We start from the raw sequence: 22,647 nt of genomic DNA, 5'->3' as shown, positions 1-22,647 counted from the left end.
GGCTGATTATTGTTGCCAGTGTATACAAGAACGGGGCAGGCACGAAACCCGCCCCGTCGAAACGAAACCGAAACGAAACGCCCCGCGCTAGATTTTTGGCACTTGTCCCAAAAATCCACCGGGATAGCAGCTACTTGTGGAGCGCTGCCAAGGTGGGATCGGCCGGCGCAGGAGCCTCCAGGTCGGAGACCTTCACAATGCCGTTCTCATCGGAGAAGGCACGGTAAATGGTCTGAATCGCCAGGTCGAAGTCCTTCTCCTCGACACCGATAATGATGTTGATCTCGTCACAGCTCTGCGAAATCATACGCACGCTCACGCCGGCCTGGCCAAGCATGCCAAACAGGTGACCCGAGATACCTGCGCGCCCGCGCAGGTTACGGCCGACGGTCGCGATAAGCGCCAGGCCCTCGACAACCTCGATCTCGAGCGGCTCGACCTCCTGCTGAATGTCTCCCACGAGCGAGTACAGCGAATCGTGCACGTCCTGCTCCTGCACCACGGCGCCAAAGCGGTCGACGCCGGTGGGCATGTGCTCGACGGAGACGTCATAGCGCTCGAACACCGATAGCGCGCGGCGCATAAAGCCGACGCGCGGCTTGGTGCGGTCGCGGGCGACGTTGATGGCGACAAAACCGCGCTTGCCAGTCACGCCGGTAATGATGGGCTCTGCCTCGCCCTCGTCAGCCGTCTCGCTAATGATGGTGCCGGGGTCCTGCGGCGCATTGGTGTTCTTGATGACCAGCGGAATGCCGGCCTCGCGCACGGGGAACACGGCCTCCTCGTGCAGGACGCTCGCACCCATGTACGAAAGCTCTCGCAGCTCCTCGTAGGTAACGCGGGCGATGGGCTGAGCTTCGGGCACGATGCGCGGATCGGCAGAGTAGAAACCCGAGACGTCGGTCCAGTTCTCGTACAGATCGGCGCCCAGGCACTTGGCCAGAATCGAGCCGGAAATATCGCCACCGCCACGGTCGAGCAGCTTAATCTGGCCCTCACGCGTCGCGCCGTAGAAACCGGGCATAACAAAGCCGCCCTGCTGACCGTACTCTTGCACCAGCTCGGAGGTGCGGTTCATGCTGAGCGTACCGTCGTGATGGAACGCCACAACCGTCGCGGCGTCCAGGAACGGCAGGTCCAGGTACTCGGCCATCAGGCGAGCGGTGAAGTACTCGCCGCGGCTCACGAGCTCCTCGGTAGAGTAGCCGCCCGAGCGGGCGCGCTCGGCAAAGGCCGCAAACTCCTCGCGGATGGGATAGGTGAGTCCTAGCTCGTCAGCAATATCAAAGTAGCGCTGGCCAATGTCCTCGAGCAGCTCCTCACACGACACGTGATACTTAACGTGCGCGTTAACCAGGTAGAGCAGGTCGGTCACCTTGGTGTCGCCCTTAAAGCGGCGACCACAGGCGGAAACCACCACAAAACGGCGAGCCGGGTCGGCATCGACGATGGCCTTGATCTTCTTAAAGTGTTCGGCGTCGGCGACCGACGAGCCGCCAAACTTGGCAATCTTAATCATGGGCTGGAGGTTACCTTTCTAAAAAGCCTCTGCAAACCTACTTTGCGCGCTCTGATACCATGGTTTCACCGATTGGGACCAAGTCATCCGAGGAGCAGTGTTATATGGGAACTTATCATAGTACACGAGGACGCACTTTATCGTGCTCAAGTAAGGTGGCAATCCGCACCGGCATCGCTCCCGACGGGGGTTTGTTTGTCTCGGACGAGCTTGGCACCCAGCAGGTCGATATCAGCTCGCTTGCAGATAAATCGTACTTTGAAATCGCTCAAGATGTGTTGGGAATGTTACTGAATGATTACACGGCCGAAGTAATTTCGGCGTGTGTCGACGAGGCATACCGCGGCACGTTCGCGAGTGAAGAGGTTACGCCGCTCGTCAAACTCGACGCAGCGCCGGGCGCTGACGCCCCTCAGACCTATGTGATGGAGCTCTTTGGCGGCCCCACAAGCGCCTTCAAGGACGTCGCCCTACAGATGCTCCCCCGCCTCATGGCCCGCACTTCCGCCAAGGACGGCGGCGCCGAGCGCATCATGATCGTCACCGCCACGTCAGGCGACACCGGCAAGGCCGCACTCGCCGGCTTTGCCGACGCCCCGGGCACGGGCATCACCGTCTTTTATCCCGAGGGCAAGGTCAGCCGCGTCCAGAACCTGCAGATGTCCACGCAGGAGGGCGACAACGTCGCCGTCTGCGGCATCCGCGGCAACTTTGACGACGCCCAGAGCGCCGTCAAGCGCATCTTTGCCGATAAGGAGCTTGCCGAGCGTCTGGAGGCCGCCGGCACGGTGCTTTCGAGCGCCAACTCCATCAACGTCGGCCGTCTGGTACCGCAGGTCGTCTACTACTTTGCCGCCTATGCGCAGCTGTTGCGCGCCGGCGCCATCGAGGCCGGCGACGCCGTGGAGTTCTGCGTACCGACCGGCAACTTTGGCGATATCCTGGCCGGCTACTATGCCAAGCGCATGGGTCTGCCCGTCGCCAAGCTCGTCGTGGCGAGCGACAAGAACAACGTGCTTGCCGACTTCCTGACCACCGGCGTTTACGACCGTAACCGCCCGTTCTTCACGACCATCTCGCCGTCGATGGACATCCTCATCAGCTCCAACCTCGAGCGCATGCTCTACTTCCTGTCCGATGGCGACTGCGAACTCGTTGCCGGCCTTATGGAGCAGCTGGCACAGACTGGTCGCTACGAGGTTCCCACTGACCTGCTGGCAAAGATTCAGAGCGTCTTTGGCTGCGGTTGGGCCAGCGAGGACGAGGTCCGCGCTGCCATCAAGAGCTGCTGGGACGCGAACGGCTACGTGATCGACCCGCACACCGCTTGCGGCTATCACGTCTTTGAAAAAATCGCTCCCGCCGAGGGTGCCAAGGCCCGCGTGCTGCTTTCGACCGCAAGCCCCTACAAGTTCCCGCGCGCCTGCTGCGACGCCCTGGGGCTCGACGTTCCCGAGGACGACTTTGAGGCCATGCGCGTGCTCGAGCAGGCAACCAACACGGTTGCCCCGGTCCAACTCGCCGAGCTCGAGTCCAAGCCCGTCCGCTTCGAAGACGTCTGCAACGTCGATGAGATGGCAAGCTACGTCGAGTCTGCAGCAAAAAAGATGGCTACCAACTAAAACCCCTTATAAGGCGCCGGCGAAAGCCGGCGCACTTTCTTTCATCAGATACCCACCGGGATGATGACGAACTGACATGCGGGTCTGCCTGTTTAGTTCGTCGCGAGTTCCGCACGAGCCGGAAAGCACTTAATGTGCTTTCCGAGCGAGCCAGGACTGCCCGAGCAGCGAACTAAACAGGCAGACCGCCCAGGAGATTCCCATGATCAAGATCACCGTCCCAGCAACAAGCGCAAACCTAGGCATCGGCTACGACACCCTCGGCATGGCCGTTAGCCTCTACTCGCACTTCACCTTCGAGCGCGCCGACAAGCTCACCATCACGGGCTGCCCCGAGGAGTTCCAAAACGAGAATAACCTGGTCTATGTGAGCTTTGTCGATGCTCTGGCCGCGTGGGGCGAGCCGGCTTTTCCCGTTACTATCGACATTCAGACCGACGTGCCCGTCGCCCGTGGCCTGGGTTCCAGCTCCACCTGCGTCGTCGCCGGCATTATGGCCGCCGCCGCACTGACAGGCCACACCGTCGACCGCGCTGAGCTCGTCCGCATTGCCACCGAGGTCGAGGGTCATCCCGATAACGTCGCCCCTGCTATCCTGGGCGGCGCCGTCTGCTCCTTTACGCCGACCGATTCGCTCCCCCAGTGCCTGCGCTACGAGGTGAGCGATCGCTTGCGTTTTATTACCGTGATTCCGCCCTACGAGGTGCATACGAGCGAAGCGCGCAAGGTTGTGCCGCAGGAGATTCCACTCTCCACCGCCGTATGGCAAATGGGCCGCATCGCCGGCATGACGCGCGGCCTGGAAACCGGCGACCTTGACCTGATTGCTGCCGCCAACGACGACCGCATCCAGGAGCCCTATCGCCGCCGCCTCATCCCCGACTACAACGCCGTGCGCGACACCTGCCTTAACGGAGGCGCCAAGACCATCTGGATCAGTGGCTCCGGCTCGACCCTCATGGCCGTGACTGACGACACTATCGTGGCAAAGTTCCTGCAGGTCAAGCTGCGCGAGCAGTTCCCCAAGTGCGACACGCATATCCTCACGTGCGACACGGAAGGCGCCCAGATCGAATACCTGTAGTCGCCGTCCCGTATACTCGCCGGGGAGGCCAGGGGCTTTGCCCCCAAATCGTCCTCGGACATGACAGGACCCCCGCTGTGCACTTCGTGCGGCGGGGGTCCCGCCGTCCTGCGGAAAGATTTGGGGGCAAAGCCCCTGGCCTCCCCTATGTTAACTTCGCCGGCGGCGGCTACAGGGACCTACGCTCTGGAAAATCGCCGGGCTGATAGTTTGGCCTTTTATTGATAGGGGCCCTTGCTGGTGTGAAGCATGCTCTTTAGATGGGCTTCGGCTGTGTGCTTGGTTTAGGCAGCGCTGGTTTCTTTGTATTCGAAGACTGGTTCTAGGAGGTCTTCGATGTTGCAGTGGAGGGCTTTTGCTATGGCTCTTACGGTTGTTACCGAGGCTTCGTTGATGTTTCGTTGGCGCTGTTCGTACATTTGGATTGAGCGGAGTGATACGCCCGATTCGTATGCCAGGTCTTGTTGGGTTTTCTTGAACCTCTTTCTTGCTAGCGCCAATTTAGTTTGACGAGGCACTTTCTTCGCCATATCGCAGACGAGGCGAGCCACGCGTTCCTCCGAGGCTTCGTGCCAGGGGTAGTACAGACTGCGCAGCGCATCAAATGGAACGACATGCAGCAAATCTTCGAAAGACTCTCCTAGGCGCCACTGAAGGTATGCCAATATCCAGCCTGTCCAATATTCCGGTGTCTTTTCGAATCGATAGGTTCGATTTGGCATCGGCCTCGATTGATAGCCCGACCTTTCGGCGATAAGCGCGAACAGCTCGACGCCCGATTTTCCCGACACTACCCATGCGTTGCCGCGTTCGAACTCGCGAGCTACGCCGCTCAGGCAAAAGAGTTCAGCAACTTCCGATCCTTCTGCCCCATGATCGTTAACGGCATAGTCAAAGCAGTCGCCGAGGTTGTTCATTGCATCCTCGAGGTAGTAGACGGGGTATGTCCTACTCGGCCCACAATCCGTTAACTCTTGGATCATTCAAATCAACCCTCCCTGCCATCAAATCCCTAATGTCGACACCATCAGAGTCAAGATATCACCCTAGTGACAGTCCAGTATTAACTATCACTAGGGCGATATGCTCAAAAGCTTTTGCCAAGAGCCCTTATTAGAGGCACGCCTCGGCGATGCGCTTTTTAAGCTCGTCGATGCCGGCGCCGGTCTGAGAGCTTGTGATGATCACGTTCTCGGCCGGAACGTTGAGCTGCTTTTTGATGGCTGCTGCCTGGCGGGCCTGTTGGGTGCGGCTGAGCTTGTCGGCCTTGGTGAGGCAGACGATAAAGTTGAACTCGTTGCCCTGCAGGTAGTCAATCATGTCATGGTCGAGCTTGCTCGGGTCGTGACGAATGTCCACCAGCGAGACGACCAAGTTAAAGCTGCGCTCGGAGTCGAAAAAGTCGCCGATAAGCTCGGCCCAACGGTCGCGCTCGGCCTTAGAACGACGGGCGAAACCGTAACCCGGCAGGTCGACAAAGTGCACGTCATCGGCCTCAAAGAAGTTGATGTTACTCGTCTTGCCCGGCGTACTCGAAACCTTGACCAAGTTCTTGCGGCCAAAGAGCTTGTTCATGATGGAGGACTTGCCCACATTGGAGCGGCCAACGAAGCTCACCTCGGGACAGGTGGACTCGGGGATCTGCGAAACCTTGCCGTAGCTGGCGACGAACTTGGCAAGCTGGTAGTTAATTGAATCGGCCATGGACACTCCTTGGTCGTAGGTTCTTACAAAACGGGCGTGCTATTGCGCGGCAGCGATACGACGAACGATGTCAAGCGTGATACCGCTCGCGGTGCGAGCGTACTCGTCCAGATCGAACTCGCGCTCGCAAAACGCGTCATATGCCTCGTCGCAATTATCGCTGATAGCGCGCAGCACCAGGCAATCGACACCATTCTTGGCCGCGATGTGCGCAGTTGCCGCGCCCTCCATCTCGACGCAATCGGCATGCGTGGCCTCAATCGCAGCGTTACGCATGGCGTCACCCGTAACAAAGCGGTCACCCGTGGCGATAGTGCCACACAGGAACTGCTTGGGGTCCTTCTCCGCAGAATTCTCATCCGCCGAGGTATCCACAAATCCATGCTCGGCAAGCACGGCGGCGGCAACATCAACCAACGCCGGCGTCGAGGCAAACTCCTCGAGCCCCGGCGCGGACTCGGCGATGAGTGCCGTATCGGTATCCAGATAGCGCAGGCACTTGCCTATAACCACGTCGTTAATATGGAGCTTAGGGTTTAGGCCGCCCGCAATACCCGAAAACACAACGGCCTGCGGGGCGTATTTGCTGATGAGATGCTGCGTTGCGGCAGCGGCGTTCACGGTCCCCATGCCTGCCGTCGTGGCGACTACCGTCAGACCCGAAAGCCCACCGTTCACAACGGTCAAGCCCGCCTCCTGCGACTCATGCGCGCCACTTAGCTCTTCCTTAATCTGCGCAACCTCTTTTTCGAGTGCGCCTATGATCGCGATGGTTGCCATGCCATCCCCCAAATCCGTGCAAATTGCTTATCCACGGTATGGTACCAGCATTTTGGCTCAACCGCGTCAGCACCAAGCCGTTAGGCCAGTACAGCTCGGGTATCATAAAGGGGCAAAAATAGCTTGTTAGCCGATGGCCGACCTGAGCTCCGCACGGCGCTTTCTCATGCCGGCCATAACGGCGTTGCGCAGCTCGGGCATGCGCGCGGTATCCATCTGCGGAACGCCCTCGAGCTTATAGGGAATCCCCAGCTGCTCATACTTGACGACACCCATGGTGTGATACGGCAGCATCTCCAAGCCGACCACGTTATGCCACGGGGCGATTAAACGACCGAGCGCCTCGCACTCCTCCACCGTGTCGGTAATGCCCGGTACCACCACGTGACGGATAACGACCTTAATCTTGCGACGCGCGAGCTCATCACCAAACGCCAGAATGCGTGCGGGATCGCAACCGGTCAGCTTTTTATGCTCGACGGGATCGGCATGCTTGATGTCGAGCAAAACCATGTCGGTCTCGTTGAGAACGGCATCGAACTTCTCGGGGTGATTGGGATCAAACGCATATCCGCAGCTGTCAAGGCAGGTATGCACGCGGCCATCGGGGTTATTGTGCATGGCGCGGAACAGGTCGGCCAAAAACTCAGGCTGTAGGAGCGGCTCGCCGCCCGAAACCGTAATTCCGCCGCTGCGATAGAACTCGTGGTTACTCTGGAACTCATCCATCAGGTGTTCGACGGTCACCATGGTGCCGCCGTTAACCGACCAGGTATCGGGATTGTGACAATACGCGCAGCGCATGGGACAGCCCTGGACAAACACCACAAAGCGGATGCCAGGTCCGTCGACCGTACCCATCGTCTCGATCGAATGCACGCGGCCCAGGGCAAACGCGGAGTCCTCAGGACGAGCGTCCACACCCTCGAGCGTCATCTCAGCCATTCCCGCTACCTTGCCTCTCTTTGGTTTTAGTTACATAAATGCCAGAGCCATTCTAGCCCATGCGTTTGCGTTTAAACGTCTCGGGCCAGAATGGCACGTTTTAATCTATCCCCCATCACCATGGCTGGGAGCTACGTCGAGACGTCAGGCTGAAGAGCGCTCGCCTGCGGCCTTTACGCCTTAAGCGTGAGCACCGCACCGAAGGCGGTCGGGCCGCAATGGCTCGAGATGACGCCGCCAACCTGAGTCCAGGTAACGTCCTTAAAGCCCAGGTCGTGCGCATAGACTTCCATGTCATCGCGCAGCTCCTGGGAAAGGCCCACCGAATACGCCAAGCCAATGTGCGAGTAGTCAATCTCGCCCTTCGCAACCATGTGGTCAATAAAGGCGCGGGCGCACTTGAGCATAGAGCCGCGGAACTTCTTGGTCGCCACGAACTTGCCGCCCGTCACCTCAATGCAGGGCTTAATCTTGAGCAGATGGGCGCCAAGGAATGCCACGTTGGACAGACGACCGCCTGCCTTAAGGAAGGCTAGGTCGGTAGGAACAAAGCCCAGCAGCACACGGTCCATGACGGAATTCGTAAATGCAAAGATCTCGTCGACGGTGGCATCGGGGTGAGCCTCGATGTATTTGGCAGTCTCGACGACAACGAGCGACTGGCCCACCGAGACAAAGCGCGTGTCCATGGAGTAGACGTAGTCGCGCCCCTTGGCGGCGATCTTCGATGATTGATGCGAGCAGGTCGTGGCCTCGGAATATGCAAGATGCAAAATAGTCGCGTCGGGCTGCTCGGCATGGATACGGTCGTACACGTGAGCAAAATCCGCAGGCGCGCAGCCGCTGGTCTTGGGCATTACGCCAAACTCGTTGCAGCGTGAATAAATCTCGAGCGGATCGATCGAGCCGTCCTCGACGGTCTCGTCACCAATCATGACATGCATGGGCACGCGCACGATGCCGTAGCGCTCGCAGAGCTCCGGCGTCACATCCGACCCAGACTCAACCACGATTACGTACTTGCCCATTATTATCACGACCCATCTCGACATTGGCTTTTCAATACATGGCACGCGCCGCCGCACTGTTGCACAACGGCGTCCAAGCGCCAAAGAGACGCCGCCCCTTGCACACAACAAAGGACAGCGTCTCCCTGGAAAACTCCGTGCTTATCTAGGATTCCACACGGTTTATTAAGGAGGGTTACTTATTCCGCAAACGGTCGCTATATGCGGTAAGCGGTAGTTGGCCGCGACAACTGCGACACATTCCGCCCAGCAAGTCCAATCGTACTCCATGCACGGTTAATGCACGAGGCGGTAGAAATTCATCGATGCCGCACCCTCGGCATGCAGCTCCATCGCCGGAACCGCCGGCGAATAGGTACGGCTCGTAAGTGCCGCCTCGCCGCCATTTGCAAAAATCTCGACCATCGTAGTGTCCGAAAGCACGCGTAGGTCGCGAAGCTCGCCGAGCTCAATCGACCTCTGGTCGCGCCCATAGCCTTCGTCACCCATATCGAGGGTAAGCATCCCGTCCGTATAACGCACAAAGACACCCTTGCGGATTTCGAGCTCGACCATCTTGGCGCCCTCACAGGAAACCACAAGATCAAACAGGCGGCCCGGCTCCTCAACGGTTTCACCGCCTGTCGCGCGAACGCGGTCGCCGCGCATCTTCTCAATCTCGTGCGCCGGCTGCTGACAGAGCTTACCATCGCGTATGCTCAGCTCTCGCGGCACCGTCAACGCGCACTGCCACCCGCGTGCCACCGTCGGGTTTTCTGCCGTCGCATCGGGGCAACCAGACCACCCGATCATCAAACGCCGACCCGCAGCATCCTCAAAGGACTGCGGTGCGTAGAAATCAAAGCCAGCATCGACCATCGGGGGCATGCCCTGCCCGGTGATCTTAAAGCTCGGCGCCTCCCAATCGACCTCGATGGAGAACCACACGCACTGGTGCGGATTGCGGTAACGCCAACCATCGGCGGGCACGCCCTGCGGACAGCAAACGAGAATTAGCTCGCCATCAAGCTCAAATAGATCAGGGCACTCCCACATAAAACCAAACTTCTCGCCCAGCTCAATGCGCGTCGCATAGCTCCAATCCTCTAGATCGCGCGAAGTATAGACAAGCACGCAGCCGCGGTCGTCTTTCGTACGAGCGCCCAGAACCATGTAGTAGATACCATCGTGTTCAAGGATCTTGGGGTCGCGTACGTGCGTACCGATATCGTCGGGATAATCGACCGGCCCAACAGCCACACGCTTCTTGCCCAATTCGTCGGGATTCTCGGTAACCATATGAATTTGGTTTTGCTCACGGCCCGTCAACACGTAGTCGTAATCATCGCGGTCAAAATGCTTGACGTTGCCGGTATAGAAGTAGTGAATCTTGCCGTCGTGTACAAAGGCAGAACCAGAATACGCTCCGCTCGAATCCAAATCGGAATCGGGGAACAGCACAGGGCCGCAATTCTCGTACGTCACAAAATCCTTTGTTGTCAGATGATTCCAAAGCACTGGACCGCCATGCGCAGCATCGAATGGATCGTATTGGTGATAGATGTGATACGTATCACCGATCTGCACCAAACCGTTGGGATCGTTGAGCCAGCCAAGCTCAGGCTCCACATGGAACAGGAGCCTATCGGGGTCGGACGCGATGCGACCCGCCGTCTCATCCTGTCCGGCACGCCATTGCTCATAGTCCGCGCGTGTCACCTTATTTTTTTGATTAAACATCGCCGTTGACTTTCTCGTCTATGGGGAAGGACGCTCGACTCACACGAGCCGAACGCCCTTCCCCAAATGGACTTATCCTCAGATTACGCTGAACGGCTCAATTAGAAGCTAACGTCGAAGCCAGCGCCAGCGCCCTCTTCATCGGTGGTCGGCACGCCCTTTGCCTTGTTGTAGGCAAAGATCAAGACGATCGGCACGATGAAGGCGATGAGATTGCCGGCCACATACCACACGAGCGTCTCGGGCGTGACGATGAGCAGGCCAAGCACGCCGGTCAGACCCTGACCGATGGCGCGCACCTCAAAGAGCTTCACGAAGGCACCGCCGCAGCCTGCACCGATGCAAGCGCAGACGAACGGAATGATCGAGTAGCGCATGTTTGCAGCAAAGATTGCGGGCTCGGAGATACCGACCAGCGTCGGGATAAAGGACGACATGCAGATGTTGCGCTCTTTGGAGTGCTTCTTGTGAATGAGATACATGCCGATGGCGCCGCCGCCCTGGGCGATGATGGAAACCGACCAGATAGCCTGGATGTAGTTGAAGCCGGTCGTGGCAACGAGGTTGGCCTCAATACCCTGGATGAACTGATGCGTACCGGTAACGACGAGCGGCTGCAGGAACGCGGCGAAAACAAAGGCGCCAAAGACGCCCATCCTGTTGTACAGGACATCGATTACGCCAGCGAGGACGTCGCCGATCAGGTTGCCGAGCGGGCCGAACACGGTGAACAGGGCAACGTTAGCAAGAATCAGGGTAACGGTCGGGACAAAGACAAACGAAACGACCTCGGGGATGTACTTCTGGGCAATCTTCTCGACCTTGGCCATAAACCAGGCAGTCAGGATTGCAGGGAACACGCCGCCCTGGAAAGCAACCATGGGGATGGAGAGCGGACCAAAGTTCCAGTACTCAGCACCTGACGGATCCATAACGAACGCGTTACGGTTCATAAGGCTCGGGTGAACCATGACGATACCGACGAGGATACCCAGGATCGGGTTGCCGCCAAAACGCTTGACCGCGCTATACATAACCAGGACAGGCAGGTAGTCAAAGGTGGTGGCAATAATGGCAAAGAAGCTTGCGAGGTTCTTGAGGAACTCGCTGTGGTCGGCGAGGCTGCCCTCCATGCCAAAGAGGCCGTTGGCAACGATCAGCGACTTAAGGCCGATGATGATAGCGGCACCGACGAAGGCGGGAATGATGGGGATAAAGATGTCCGAGAACACCTTGAGGACAGAGAAGAACTTGCCTTTCTTGTCCGCCTCGGCGCCCTTGACCTCGGAAGCGCTGATCTCCTTAACGCCCGTCAGAGCCATAAACTCATCGTAGACCTTGTTGACGGTACCGGTACCGAAGATGATCATGAGCTGGCCGCTGTTGTACAGCACGCCCTTGACGCCATCGATGTTTTCGAGCTCGGCCTTGTTGTACTTGCTCGTATCCTTGAGCACCAGACGTAGACGCGTAACGCAATGCGTGGCACCCTCGATGTTCTCCAGACCGCCGACGTTATCGACGACTTGCTGAGACACTACTTTGTAGTCCATGTTCCTCTCCATTCCCTTACGAAATCATAGGACGTTTTGCCACCATTACAGAGACGCAATCGTTGCGTTTGTGCACTTGAGCGTACCGTCGGTGACCGTCAGCGCTACACCCTGGCCCTGCTTATTGCAGAAGCGAGCGTTGAGCGCAACATCATCGACAAAGATGGTCGCGATATCGTCGTCAACGACCAGACGCACATGGTGAGTGCCCTCGCCCTTAAAGAACAACGGACGCTCGAGGCCCATGTTGTTGACCTGGAACCATGGATACTGGGGGGCAGCCGTAAACTCGAGCTTGCCCTCACGCAGGTTGGCGCGGAACTCATAGGCAAGACCGGACTCGGCGTCCTCGGCAAGCTTCACCGAGAAGCCGGCAGCGTCACCGGCGAGCTCGATGTCGGCATCGAGCATATAGGTGGAACCGGCATCCGCGGCGAGCACCTGCTCGACCTTGCCCGACTCGCAGGAAAGCTCAAAGGCCTCGACTGCCTTAGCCTCGCCAAAGGCGCCAAGCATGCTGTCAGGGAGCTTGGTGCCGAGCGTTCCGTCGGCACGCTGAACGATCTCGAGAGGCATAAAGGTGCCACCCCACAGGTAAGAGCTGGGATCGCCACCCTCGTCACGCGTAGGAACCCAACCAAAGAGAACGCGGCGCTCGCCATCAAATGCGGTACGCGCGGCATAGTACGCGCGGCCATCGAATGAATCGTCAGCAGGAGTGATCCAAGGACCGTTGATGGAGCGAGACATGCGGTAACGGGTCTTGTTGCCATCACTGTACTCGGAGAACACCAGATACCACCAGTCGCCCATCTTAAAGAGATCAGGCATCTCGAACATGGTGTAAAGGCCCGGATTCCACCAGTCGCCCTGGAACTCCCAGGTATCCAGGTCCTTGGAGGTGAACTTGACCAGACGACCGGTCATCAGACGCTTGTCCTCGCCCACACGCGTGCCGAGGATGAGCATGTACTCTTCGTTCTCCTCATCCCAAAGCACAAAGGGATCGCGCCAGTTGCGGTCATCGTAACCCTCCTGGGGCGGAAGCAGCGTCTCGGCGATGTTCTTCTCCCACTTGACGGCGTCGTCACTCGTTGCGTGAAGAAGAACTTGCTTCATCAAACGTGCGCGGACCTTATCGCGATTGCAACCAGTGTAGAGCGCATGGTACTTGTCGCCCACCTTAAACACCGTGCCGGCATAAACGTACTGGTCGACCTCCTCGTCGCCGCCGCGCTCAAGGCTCTCGCCAAAGTCCTTGTAATTGACGAAGTCCTTGGTCGTAGCGAGTGCCCAACCAAACGGCTCTCCGAAAGGTCCGGGGTTACGCGTGTCGCGCTGATGATAGAGATAGAACGTGCCATCCTCGCCGTACGGCATGATGTCGCCTACCCAAATTCCCTCAGGCTGGTAATACACCTTATGCATCCGAGACTTCCTTTCCCACGAGATACTAACTCGGTACATCTGCAAGATATGTCAATCGTTTTCATATGTCAAACGTTTTCACATCAATACGTCTTTTCGCAGTTCCAGTCGTCGGCAAACGGTTGACATATGCCGGCGAACGGTCATCAGAGGCGTTTGAGGAATTCTTTTGGCACGGGATGAACTACGCGGTTTTGCCCTCAATGAGTTCAACGGGGAGCTTGGTATTCGATTCGGGCTTTTCACCGTTAACAAGAGCGATGATGGATTGCGCCGCGAGCTCTCCGATGCGATCGATATCTTGACGAACGGTTGTTAAGTCAGGCATAAACGTCATAGTGCGGCGGGCGCCATCCGCGCCCACGACCTTAATATCGTCCGGAGCGCTCAAGCCGCGCCGCTTCATCACGTTGAGGCAGATGGCCGCCATCGTGTCGTCTCCCGCAAAGATGCCGTCAATATCGGGGTTCTCATCGAGGATCTTCGCAACGACCGCACTCTTTTCGTCGTCGGACTTAACGAACTCGACCTCACGGACAAGCACGGGCAAACCGGCCTGCTCCACAACATCGTGGTAGGCATCGGTACGCTTATTGGCAGGCATACGCATGCGGCTATTGTTACGCAGGCACAAGATGCGCGAACACCCGTCATCGATCAGGCGACGCGTGGCAAGTTCGCCGATGCCATAGCTGTCGCTCGCAATCTGAACAGAGGTCTCGCCAAGGTCGCAGTCGATACCAACCAGACTCAAGCCCATCTCGGCATACGCCTCGGCACCGATATTAAGCGAGTTGACGATGACGCCATCAACCATATTGCGCCGAAGCATATCGATATAAGAACGCTCAAGATCAGGTCGATTGGCGCTATTGCACAGCAACATCTTAAAACCGTTTTCGGCCAGGGTACGCTCAACGGCTTGGACCGCTTGGGCATGAAACGGGCTGCTGACATAGGGGACGATCATACCTATTAGATTCAGGCGACCGTTGAGCATGGCACGGGCGATATCGTTGGGCGTATAGTTGATGCGCTTCATCGCGGCATGGACCTTATCGCGGGTCTCTTGGCTAATATAGCCGCGATTATTAAGCACGCGAGATACCGTAGTAGGCGAAACCCCCGCCACCGCTGCAACTTCCTTGATGCCAGGCTTAGCCGAATCCTTAGAACGAGCGCCCTCGCGAGCCATAGCACCCTCCCCCATCAACATGTCATACGTTTACATACGAACAAAGCATACCCCAACAAGAGCGGGAAGACGGTAACAGTACAAGTAAGTAAACGACTCATCCAAATAATTAGGAGAGTTCCGCCTAAAGGGTGACTACACAGGACCCCAGCCGGGGCTGTTTGGGCTACCTCCCAAAACATTCCGCAGGACGCAAAGAGGCTCGCCGCACGAAGTGCGCAGCGAGCCTCTTTGCATGTCCGAGGACACCAATTTAATTTAGCGTGGTTCCCTAAAGGACGACAACGCAGGAGACCCGGCAAGGCCGGGAGCACTTTGTCTCGCAAACATTCCGCAGCCGCGAAGCGGCGAGGACGTTTGAGAGGCAAAGTGCGTAGGCCTTACCGGGTCTCCGGTGGGAGTTGAGTCCCTTTAGAACTTGTCGTGGAAGGTACGCGCAATGACCTCGTCCTGCTGCTCCTTGGTGAGCGTGTGGAAGTTCACGGCATAGCCGGAAACGCGGATGGTCAGCTGCGGGTACTTCTCGGGGTGAGCCTGAGCGTCGAGCAGCGTCTCACGGTTGAAGACGTTGATGTTCAGGTGGTGGCCACCCTTCTCGGCGTAAGCGTCGAGCATGTGGACCAGGTTATCGGCCTGGGTCTCGGAAACTTCAGAAACCTTCATAATGTGTCTCCTTCGATTAATAGGCGCCGGCCGAAACCGGCGCACTAATCAGTAATCGTTATTGTTAGTATAGCACTAACAATAGTTACTCGCCCAGCTGATCAAGGTCGATATCGCCAAAGAACACCTGGTCCTCCTTGCCGAGCGCACTCGGGATGATGGAGAAGGTGTTGGAGATGCCGTCCTGAGCATCGCGGAACGGGAGCTTGGAAACCGAAGACAGCGAAGCGATGGCGCCGTGGCTATCGCGCTTGTGCATGGGGTTAGCACCCGGGGCGAACGGCTGGCCAGCCTTGCGGCCGTCGGGCGTGGAGCCGGTCTTCTTACCGTACACGACGTTGGAGGTAATGGTCAGAACCGAGGTCGTAGGCACGGAGTTGCGGTAGGTGTCGTTCATGCGGATGTACTCCATGAACTGGTGCACAACGTCGTGAGCGATCTGGTCGACGCGGTCGTCGTCGTTACCGTACTTGGGGAACTCGCCCTCGGTCTCGAAGTCGACGATGATGCCGTTCTCGTCACGGACGGGGTGGACCTTGGCGTACTTGATGGCGGACAGGGAGTCAGCCACGACGGAAAGGCCAGCGATGCCCGTAGCGAACCAGCGGTGCACGTGCTTGTCGTGCAGAGCCATCTGGATGCGCTCGTAGCAGTACTTGTCGTGCATGTAGTGAATGATGTTCAGCGAGTTGACGTACACGCCAGCGAGCCACTTCATCATGTCGTTGTACTTGGCCACAACGTCGTCGTAATCGAGCGTATCGCCCTCGACGGCGCGATACTTGGGGCCGACCTGCTTCTTGGAGACCTCGTCAACACCGCCGTTGAGTGCGTACAGCAGGCACTTGGCCAGGTTGGCGCGAGCGCCGAAGAACTGCATCTCCTTGCCGATGCGCATGGAGGACACGCAGCAGGCGATGCCGTAGTCGTCGCCATGATAGACGCGCATGAGGTCGTCGTTCTCGTACTGGATCGAGGAGCTGGCGACAGAAGTCTTGGCGCAGAACTTCTTGAAGTTCTCGGGCAGACGGGTCGACCACAGAACGGTCATGTTGGGCTCGGGGCTGGTGCCCATGTTCTCGAGCGTGTGCAGGTAGCGGTAGCTCATCTTGGTAACGAGCGTACGGCCGTCGACACCCATGCCGCCGATGGACTCGGTGACCCACTGCGGGTCGCCGGTGAACAGGGCCTGGTACTCAGGGGTACGGGCAAACTTGACCATGCGAAGCTTCATGATGAAGTGATCCACGAACTCCTGGATCTGCTCCTCGGTGAAGGTACCGTTGGCAAGGTCGCGCTCAGCGTAGATGTCGATGAACGTAGAGGTACGGCCGATGGACATGGCAGCGCCGTTCTGCTCCTTGACGGCAGCAAGGTAGGCGAAGTACATCCACTGGATGGCCTCCTGCGTGTTGGTAGCAGGGTTGGAAATGTCGAAACCATAGGTCTCGGCCATCATCTTGAGCTCGCCGAGGGCGCGGATCTGCTCCTGCAGCTCCTCACGATCGCGGATGTTGTCGGCGGTCATGACCGTCGGGGTGGAAGCCTTCTGGGCCTCCTTGTCCTTGATCAGGTAGTCGACGCCGTACAGGGCAACACGACGGTAGTCGCCGATGATGCGGCCGCGGCCATAGCCATCGGGCAGACCGGTGATGATGTGAGCCGAGCGGCAAGCACGCATCTCGGGAGTGTAAACATCGAAGACGCCAGCGTTGTGGGTCTTACGCTCGAAGGTGTAGCGCTCGACAACGTTCTCGTCGACCTTATAGCCGTGCTGGCTGGCAGCCTGACAAGCGATGCGGATACCACCGTTAACGTGCAGCGCGCGCTTGAGCGGCTTGTCAGTCTGGAGACCGACGATGGTCTCCTTCTCGCGGTGGGCGTTATCGATGTAGCCAGCGGGGTGGCTCACGATACCCGTGACGATCTTGGTGTCCATATCGAGGACACCACCCTGCTCGCGCTCCTTAAGCAGCAGGTCGAGAACCTCGCCCCACAGCTCCTTGGTACGCTCGGTCGGACCGACGAGGAACGACTCGTCGCCCTCGTAGGGGGTGTAGTTCTTCTGGATGAAGTCTCGGACGTCAACTTCTCCCGTCCAGATGCCTTCCTTGAAGCCTTCCCATGCCTCCTGCATTGTGTAACCACGCTCCTAGTTACGTGTAATGCGGCGCTCTCTCACACCGCTGCTTATTGAATTCTTGAATGTTCGGCTTGCACTACCGGCTTCTTCCGTTCTTCACCACACGTCGGTGCAGGGAAAAACGTTTGTCCACCTTGGAACTACAACCCAAAACCCAAGATTTCACCCGTCTGAGAAGGATAACATAGCGACCCTCTCCATCTGGGCTGTTATATGTTTCTTTTTTTATATCATAAAGGCGTTTTTTACAAACCCGCAGGAAATGCGAGCGCGAACAACTACCGTTCACCGATTTGTATGTTATTTTTCCTTGCCTTTGTACGACGTTCGCTCTAGCTGTTATGCCAGCTTTAGCAGGGTAAAGTGCCTCTGAGTGGGCTTTAGGACGTGCTCAGAGATCTACCCCTAACTTTGCTGATACCGACGGTGTACGGAGGTCGCCTAAAGGTTGTTTTCTAGGCATGTCCCAAAATCTACCGTATAGGGTGCGCGTGCGGGGGTATCATCTTTCACCGAAAATAGTTTCTAGTGTTAGGGGTTTTCGGTGGAAGATACCGATTTCCGTGAACTTGGACGTCAGCTCCTTACCGAGTTCGGCAGCATGCATCAGCGCATTTCGCGCTTTGCGGACAAAGCTCTCGGCGGCGAAATGGCTGTCATGCGCGCCCTCATACTCGCCGGCGGTTCGCTCACGCCGAGCGAACTCGCTGATCGCGCCTGGGTCTCGAGTGCCCGCATCGCCAATATCCTACGCGCTCTCGAAGCCAAGGGCTGGGTCGAGCGCGAGCACTCAAAGACCGACCGTCGTCGCGTACACGTCATAGTGACCGACAAGGGATTCCAGGATCTCGAAATCAAACGCCGGGAATTCGAGGACCGCACCGCGGCTTTCCTCGAGCAGCTCGGCGAAACAGATACCCAAGAGATGGTGCGTCTTCTTAGACGTGCCAACGAAATTATCGACCGCAATCAAGAAAGGAGAGATGCCGAGTGAGGATTCTCAAGCTCTTTAAAAAGCATGTCCTGGCACTGTTCGCAGCTATCGTGCTTATCGTAATCAGCTGCAACGCCGATCTGGCGCTGCCTACCTATATGAGCGACATCGTCGACGTGGGTGTGCAGCAAGGCGGCATCGCCTCGCCCGTGCCCGACACCATTCGCGCCGAATCGCTCGACGACCTCGAACTCTTTATGAGCGCCAAGGACGCCAAGGCTGTGGAGGCCGTGTTTAGCAAGGCTGACAAAAACGGCATTCGAACGTACAAGGGCACCGAGGAAGAGCGTGCCGATGGAGGCAAGATTGCCGACATTATGAGCCTGCCCGAGACTGTCGTCCTTTCGCTCGACCAGGGCATTGACGCCAACTCCATGGGCGACATGATGGGCTCGTCCAGCGAGAAAGACAACAACGCTGCCCAGGACATGCCCACCCCCGAGCAGATGGCTGCCATGACGCCCGAGCAACTCGCCGAGATGCAGCAGAAGGCCGCAGCCGCGCAGAGCATGCAAAAGCAGATCGACGCCGACGGCGGCAAGATCACCATGAAGAGCCTGCGCCTGGGCGTTGAAGGCGGCCTAATCGACCAGGGCAAGCTCGTCGAGGGCGCCAACGATATGGCAGACAAAATGGGCTCCATGTCGGGCTCCATCGTGACCCAGCGCGCCGTGACCTACGTACAAGAAGAGTACAAGGCACAGGGCATCGACCCCGCCGACGTGCAGAACGCTTACCTGAGCCGCATGGCGACCACGATGTTTGGCCTGTGCCTGGTGTCGCTCGTCGCCACCATCCTGACCGGTGCCGTGGCTTCGCGCACCGCCTGCTCCATCGCCCGCGACCTGCGCCGCGAGACCTTCGACAAGGTTATGCACTTCTCGCCGGCCGAGGTGGGCAAGTTTAGCCAGGCCTCGCTCATCACCCGCTGCACCAACGACATTCAGCAGATCCAGATGGCCGCAACCCTGTTTATCCGCATGTGCCTGATGGCCCCCGTCATGGGCATCGTCGCTGTCATGCGTGTCCTGGCTAACCACACCGGCCTGGAGTGGACCATCGCCGTGGCCATCATCGCGGTTTCGGCCGTTGTCGGCGTGCTCATGGGCCTCACCATGCCCAAGTTCAAAAAGATGCAGAGCTTTGTGGACCGCGTGAACCTTACCGCCCGCGAGCTGCTCGACGGCCTTATGCCTATCCGCTCGTTCAACCGCGAGGAGCATGAGCTCGAGCGTTTTAACAAGGCTTCGCTCGACCTGATGACCACGCAGCTCTACACCAACCGCGCCATGAGCTTTATGATGCCGCTCATGATGCTCGTCATGAACTGCATCACCGTGCTTATCGTCTGGTTTGGCGCGCAGGGCGTGTCCAACGGCGTGATGCAGGTCGGCAACATGATGGCGTTCATCTCCTACACCATGCAAATCGTCATGGCGTTTATGATCCTCACCATGGTTTCGGTCATCCTGCCCCGCGCCGAGGTCGCAGCCGAGCGCGTGGAAGAGGTCATCACCTGCCCCACGAGCATCAACGACCCCGTCTCGCCCAAACTGCCCGCGGCCAGCGCGCCGCGCGGCGAGCTCACCTTCCGCGACGTGAGCTTCCAGTATCCCGATGCCCGCGCCGACGTCATCAGCGGCGTGAACTTCACCACGCATGCCGGCCAGATGCTCGGCATCATTGGCTCCACGGGTTCGGGCAAGTCTACGCTCGTGCAGCTCATCCCACGCCTGTACGACGTCACGGGCGGCAGCATTTCACTCGACGGCATCGATGTGCGCGACATGACCCTTTCCGAGCTGCGCCGCCGCATTGGTTACATCCCGCAGCAGGGGCGTCTGTTCTCGGGCACCGTCGAGAGCAACCTCAAGTTTGCCGGCGACATGGTGAGCGATGATGACATGCGCCAGGCAGCACGCGTCGCCCAGGCGGAGGACTTTATCGCCGAGCGCGAGGACGGGTACGACTCCCCCATTAGCCAGGGCGGCTCCAATGTCTCGGGCGGTCAGCGTCAGCGCCTGGCCATCGCCCGCGCCTTGGCCAAGAAGCCCGAGGTCGTGGTGTTCGATGATTCGTTTAGCGCCCTCGACTACAAGACCGACGCGCGCCTGCGCGAAGAGCTGGCCAAAAACGTCACCGACGCCGCGCTCGTGGTCGTGGCCCAGCGCATCGCGACCATCATGCACGCCGACCAGATCATCGTGCTCGACGACGGCCACGTAGTGGGCACCGGCACGCACGAGGAGCTGCTGCGCAGCTGCCCGGCGTACCTGGAGATCGCACAGTCACAGCTTTCCGCCGAGGAGCTGGGGCTTACCCAAGAAGAAATTGCAGCCGTCATGGAAGGAGGCGAGCGCTAATGGCAGACGAGACCAAGACTCAGATTCCCAAGCCCACCCGCCAGCGTGGTCCCATGGGCCGCATGGGCGGCATGCGTCGCGGCGAAAAGGCCAAGGACTTTAAGGGCACCATGAGGCAGCTGCTCGGCTATATCGGCCAGCACAAGATTGCCGTGTTTGCCGCCGTCGCCTTTGCCGTGTGCTCGGTCATCTTTAACATTGTGGGACCCAAGGTGCTCGGCCAGGTTACGACCAAGCTGTTCGAAGGCCTGGTCGCCAAGGTCAACGGCACCGGCGACGTTGACTTTGGCTGGATCGCCAAGACGCTCGGCTTTTTGCTCTGCCTGTATCTGGCGAGCTCTGTCTGCAGCCTGGTCCAGGGCTGGCTCATGACCGGTGTCACGCAAAAGATCTGCTACCGCATGCGCAAGGAGATCGCAGCCAAGATTGCCGTCGTGCCGATGAGCTACTTCAATGGTCACAGCAAGGGCGATGTGCTCAGCCGCATCACCAACGACGTCGATACACTCGGCCAGTCGCTCAACCAGAGCGTGACGCAGCTTATTACGTCCGTCACGCAGATTATCGGCGTGCTCGTCATGATGCTGTCGATCAGCCTGCCGCTCACCGGCGTCACCGTGCTCACGCTGCCGGCCGCCGCGATTATCTTAACGGTGATGATTCACTTCTCGCAGCCGTACTTCCGCGAGCAGCAGCAGGTCCTGGGCACCGTCAACGGCATTATCGAGGAGGATTTTGCCGGCCAGAACGTCATTCAGGTGTTCGACCGCGCCGAGGCTTCGATCGAGGAGTTCGACCGCCAAAACGACCGCCTCTTTATTAGTGGCTGGCGCTCGCAGTTCCTGTCGGGCCTGATGATGCCGCTTATGAGCCTGGTGGGCAACATGGGTTACGTGGGCGTTGTCGTAGTGGGCGCGCAGCTCGCGCTGACCGGCAATGCCACGCCCGGCGACATCCAGAGCTTTATCCAGTATGTTCGCAACTTTACGCAACCCGTGCAGCAGCTGGGCAACGTGAGCAACACGATGCAGTCGATGGCCGCCGCCACCGAGCGCGTGTTTGAGTTCCTGGCCGCGCCCGAGGAGGAGCAGAAGGCCGACGCGCAGATTCCCGAGAAGCGCCCCGGCCACGTGGAGTTTGACCATGTCAAGTTTGGCTACACGCCCGACAAGACCATCATCCACGACTTTAGCTGCGAGGCACAGCCCGGCCAAACCATCGCCATCGTCGGCCCCACCGGCGCCGGCAAGACCACGCTCGTCAAGCTGCTGCAGCGCTTTTACGACGTGGACGGCGGTTCGCTGCGCGTCGAGGGCATCGACGTGCGCGACTGGGATCGCGCGGCACTGCGCGGCGAGTTTGCCATGGTGCTGCAGGATACCTGGCTGTTTAACGGCACGATCCGCGAGAACATCCGTTACGGACGCCCCGACGCGAGCGATGCCGAGGTCGAAGCCGCAGCACGCGCCGCACGCTGCGACCACTTTATCCATACGCTCGCCGGCGGTTACGACTTTATGATCAACGAGGAGGGCACTAACCTGTCGCAGGGTCAGCGCCAGCTCGTGACCATTGCCCGTGCCATTTTGGCCGACCGCCCGGCGCTCATTCTGGACGAGGCGACATCCAACGTCGATACCCGCACCGAGGAGCTCATCCAGCGCGCCATGGATGCGCTGATGCAGGGCCGTACCAGCTTTGTCATCGCGCACCGCCTGTCCACGATCCGCAACGCCGACGTGATCTTGGTAATTCGCGACGGCGACATCGTCGAAAAGGGCACGCACGACGAGCTGCTCGCCCAGGGTGGCTTCTACGCCGATCTGTACAACTCGCAGTTCGACGAAGCGGCGTAGATTCGGCCGCAAGGAGCGAATAACGCCCGAGAACGGGGGCGCAGGACAACC

17 protein-coding genes are annotated in these 22,647 nt (G+C 58.7%); 5 read left to right on the top strand and 12 right to left on the bottom strand.

Annotation, left to right across the window (positions count from 1 at the left end; translation table 11 throughout):
- Nucleotides 1–130 precede the first annotated feature (130 nt).
- Entirely contained in the window at nucleotides 131–1,519 is a 1,389-nt protein-coding gene (locus AB5405_RS00865) for an aspartate kinase (RefSeq protein WP_368137252.1), read from the bottom strand.
- Between the two features lie 104 nt (nucleotides 1,520–1,623).
- On the opposite strand from AB5405_RS00865, the gene thrC reads away from it, so the two are divergent.
- Complete coding sequence (gene thrC, locus AB5405_RS00860; protein ID WP_368137251.1) at nucleotides 1,624–3,141, top strand: threonine synthase; 1,518 nt, start codon at nucleotides 1,624–1,626, stop codon at nucleotides 3,139–3,141.
- Between the two features lie 202 nt (nucleotides 3,142–3,343).
- Nucleotides 3,344–4,225 (top strand): homoserine kinase, encoded by an 882-nt coding sequence (gene thrB, locus AB5405_RS00855; protein ID WP_368137249.1) that lies wholly within the window; start codon nucleotides 3,344–3,346, stop codon nucleotides 4,223–4,225.
- A 284-nt stretch (nucleotides 4,226–4,509) separates the two neighbouring features.
- Here thrB and AB5405_RS00850 read toward each other — a convergent pair whose 3' ends face one another.
- The 11 genes from AB5405_RS00850 to pflB all read right to left on the bottom strand — a co-directional run bounded on the left by AB5405_RS00850 (nucleotide 4,510) and on the right by pflB (nucleotide 17,377).
- Nucleotides 4,510–5,142 (bottom strand): helix-turn-helix transcriptional regulator, encoded by a 633-nt coding sequence (locus AB5405_RS00850; RefSeq protein ID WP_368137247.1) that lies wholly within the window; start codon nucleotides 5,140–5,142, stop codon nucleotides 4,510–4,512.
- 196 nt (nucleotides 5,143–5,338) lie between these two features.
- Nucleotides 5,339–5,929 carry a ribosome biogenesis GTP-binding protein YihA/YsxC gene (yihA, locus tag AB5405_RS00845; protein ID WP_161159348.1) on the bottom strand — a complete coding sequence of 197 codons (591 nt, stop codon included), beginning with the start codon at nucleotides 5,927–5,929 and terminating at the stop codon, nucleotides 5,339–5,341.
- Between the two features lie 39 nt (nucleotides 5,930–5,968).
- Nucleotides 5,969–6,709, bottom strand: a complete 741-nt coding sequence (gene mtnN / locus AB5405_RS00840; RefSeq protein WP_368137246.1) for a 5'-methylthioadenosine/S-adenosylhomocysteine nucleosidase — start codon at nucleotides 6,707–6,709, stop codon at nucleotides 5,969–5,971.
- 126 nt (nucleotides 6,710–6,835) lie between these two features.
- Entirely contained in the window at nucleotides 6,836–7,654 is an 819-nt protein-coding gene (pflA, locus tag AB5405_RS00835) for a pyruvate formate-lyase-activating protein (RefSeq protein WP_368137245.1), read from the bottom strand.
- A gap of 173 nt (nucleotides 7,655–7,827) precedes the next feature.
- Nucleotides 7,828–8,682 (bottom strand): DegV family protein, encoded by an 855-nt coding sequence (locus tag AB5405_RS00830; RefSeq protein WP_368137244.1) that lies wholly within the window; start codon nucleotides 8,680–8,682, stop codon nucleotides 7,828–7,830.
- A 276-nt stretch (nucleotides 8,683–8,958) separates the two neighbouring features.
- Nucleotides 8,959–10,401: a glycoside hydrolase family 32 protein gene (locus tag AB5405_RS00825; protein WP_368137243.1), complete on the bottom strand. Its 1,443-nt coding sequence runs from the start codon at nucleotides 10,399–10,401 to the stop codon at nucleotides 8,959–8,961.
- Nucleotides 10,402–10,502: 101 nt separating this feature from the next.
- Nucleotides 10,503–11,954: a PTS transporter subunit EIIC gene (locus AB5405_RS00820; RefSeq protein ID WP_138113269.1), complete on the bottom strand. Its 1,452-nt coding sequence runs from the start codon at nucleotides 11,952–11,954 to the stop codon at nucleotides 10,503–10,505.
- A 45-nt stretch (nucleotides 11,955–11,999) separates the two neighbouring features.
- On the bottom strand, nucleotides 12,000–13,382 hold the full coding sequence (locus AB5405_RS00815; RefSeq protein WP_368137241.1) for a family 43 glycosylhydrolase: 1,383 nt from the start codon (nucleotides 13,380–13,382) through the stop codon (nucleotides 12,000–12,002).
- A 184-nt stretch (nucleotides 13,383–13,566) separates the two neighbouring features.
- Nucleotides 13,567–14,577 (bottom strand): LacI family DNA-binding transcriptional regulator, encoded by a 1,011-nt coding sequence (locus AB5405_RS00810; protein ID WP_368137240.1) that lies wholly within the window; start codon nucleotides 14,575–14,577, stop codon nucleotides 13,567–13,569.
- 411 nt (nucleotides 14,578–14,988) lie between these two features.
- Nucleotides 14,989–15,240, bottom strand: a complete 252-nt coding sequence (gene grcA3, locus AB5405_RS00805) for an autonomous glycyl radical cofactor GrcA3 (RefSeq protein ID WP_006234861.1) — start codon at nucleotides 15,238–15,240, stop codon at nucleotides 14,989–14,991.
- Between the two features lie 85 nt (nucleotides 15,241–15,325).
- Nucleotides 15,326–17,377 (bottom strand): formate C-acetyltransferase, encoded by a 2,052-nt coding sequence (gene pflB, locus AB5405_RS00800; protein WP_006234859.1) that lies wholly within the window; start codon nucleotides 17,375–17,377, stop codon nucleotides 15,326–15,328.
- A gap of 550 nt (nucleotides 17,378–17,927) precedes the next feature.
- Between pflB and AB5405_RS00795 the strand changes: the two genes are divergently transcribed.
- Genes AB5405_RS00795 through AB5405_RS00785 form a run of 3 tightly spaced genes read left to right on the top strand, consistent with a single transcriptional unit; the run spans nucleotide 17,928 to nucleotide 22,596 of the window.
- Entirely contained in the window at nucleotides 17,928–18,377 is a 450-nt protein-coding gene (locus tag AB5405_RS00795; protein ID WP_343007717.1) for a MarR family winged helix-turn-helix transcriptional regulator, read from the top strand.
- Nucleotides 18,374–20,740, top strand: a complete 2,367-nt coding sequence (locus tag AB5405_RS00790) for an ABC transporter ATP-binding protein (RefSeq protein ID WP_368137238.1) — start codon at nucleotides 18,374–18,376, stop codon at nucleotides 20,738–20,740. Before AB5405_RS00795 ends, AB5405_RS00790 begins: the two co-directional genes overlap by 4 nt.
- Nucleotides 20,740–22,596 carry an ABC transporter ATP-binding protein gene (locus AB5405_RS00785; RefSeq protein WP_368137237.1) on the top strand — a complete coding sequence of 619 codons (1,857 nt, stop codon included), beginning with the start codon at nucleotides 20,740–20,742 and terminating at the stop codon, nucleotides 22,594–22,596. Before AB5405_RS00790 ends, AB5405_RS00785 begins: the two co-directional genes overlap by 1 nt.
- The last annotated feature ends 51 nt before the right edge of the window (nucleotides 22,597–22,647 follow it).

Origin of the sequence: Collinsella aerofaciens (assembly GCF_040920445.1) — a bacterium.
Classification (GTDB): domain Bacteria; phylum Actinomycetota; class Coriobacteriia; order Coriobacteriales; family Coriobacteriaceae; genus Collinsella; species Collinsella aerofaciens_BH.
The sequence above is the reverse complement of the archived record's forward strand: the minus strand, read 5'-3'. Positions and strand labels throughout refer to the sequence as shown.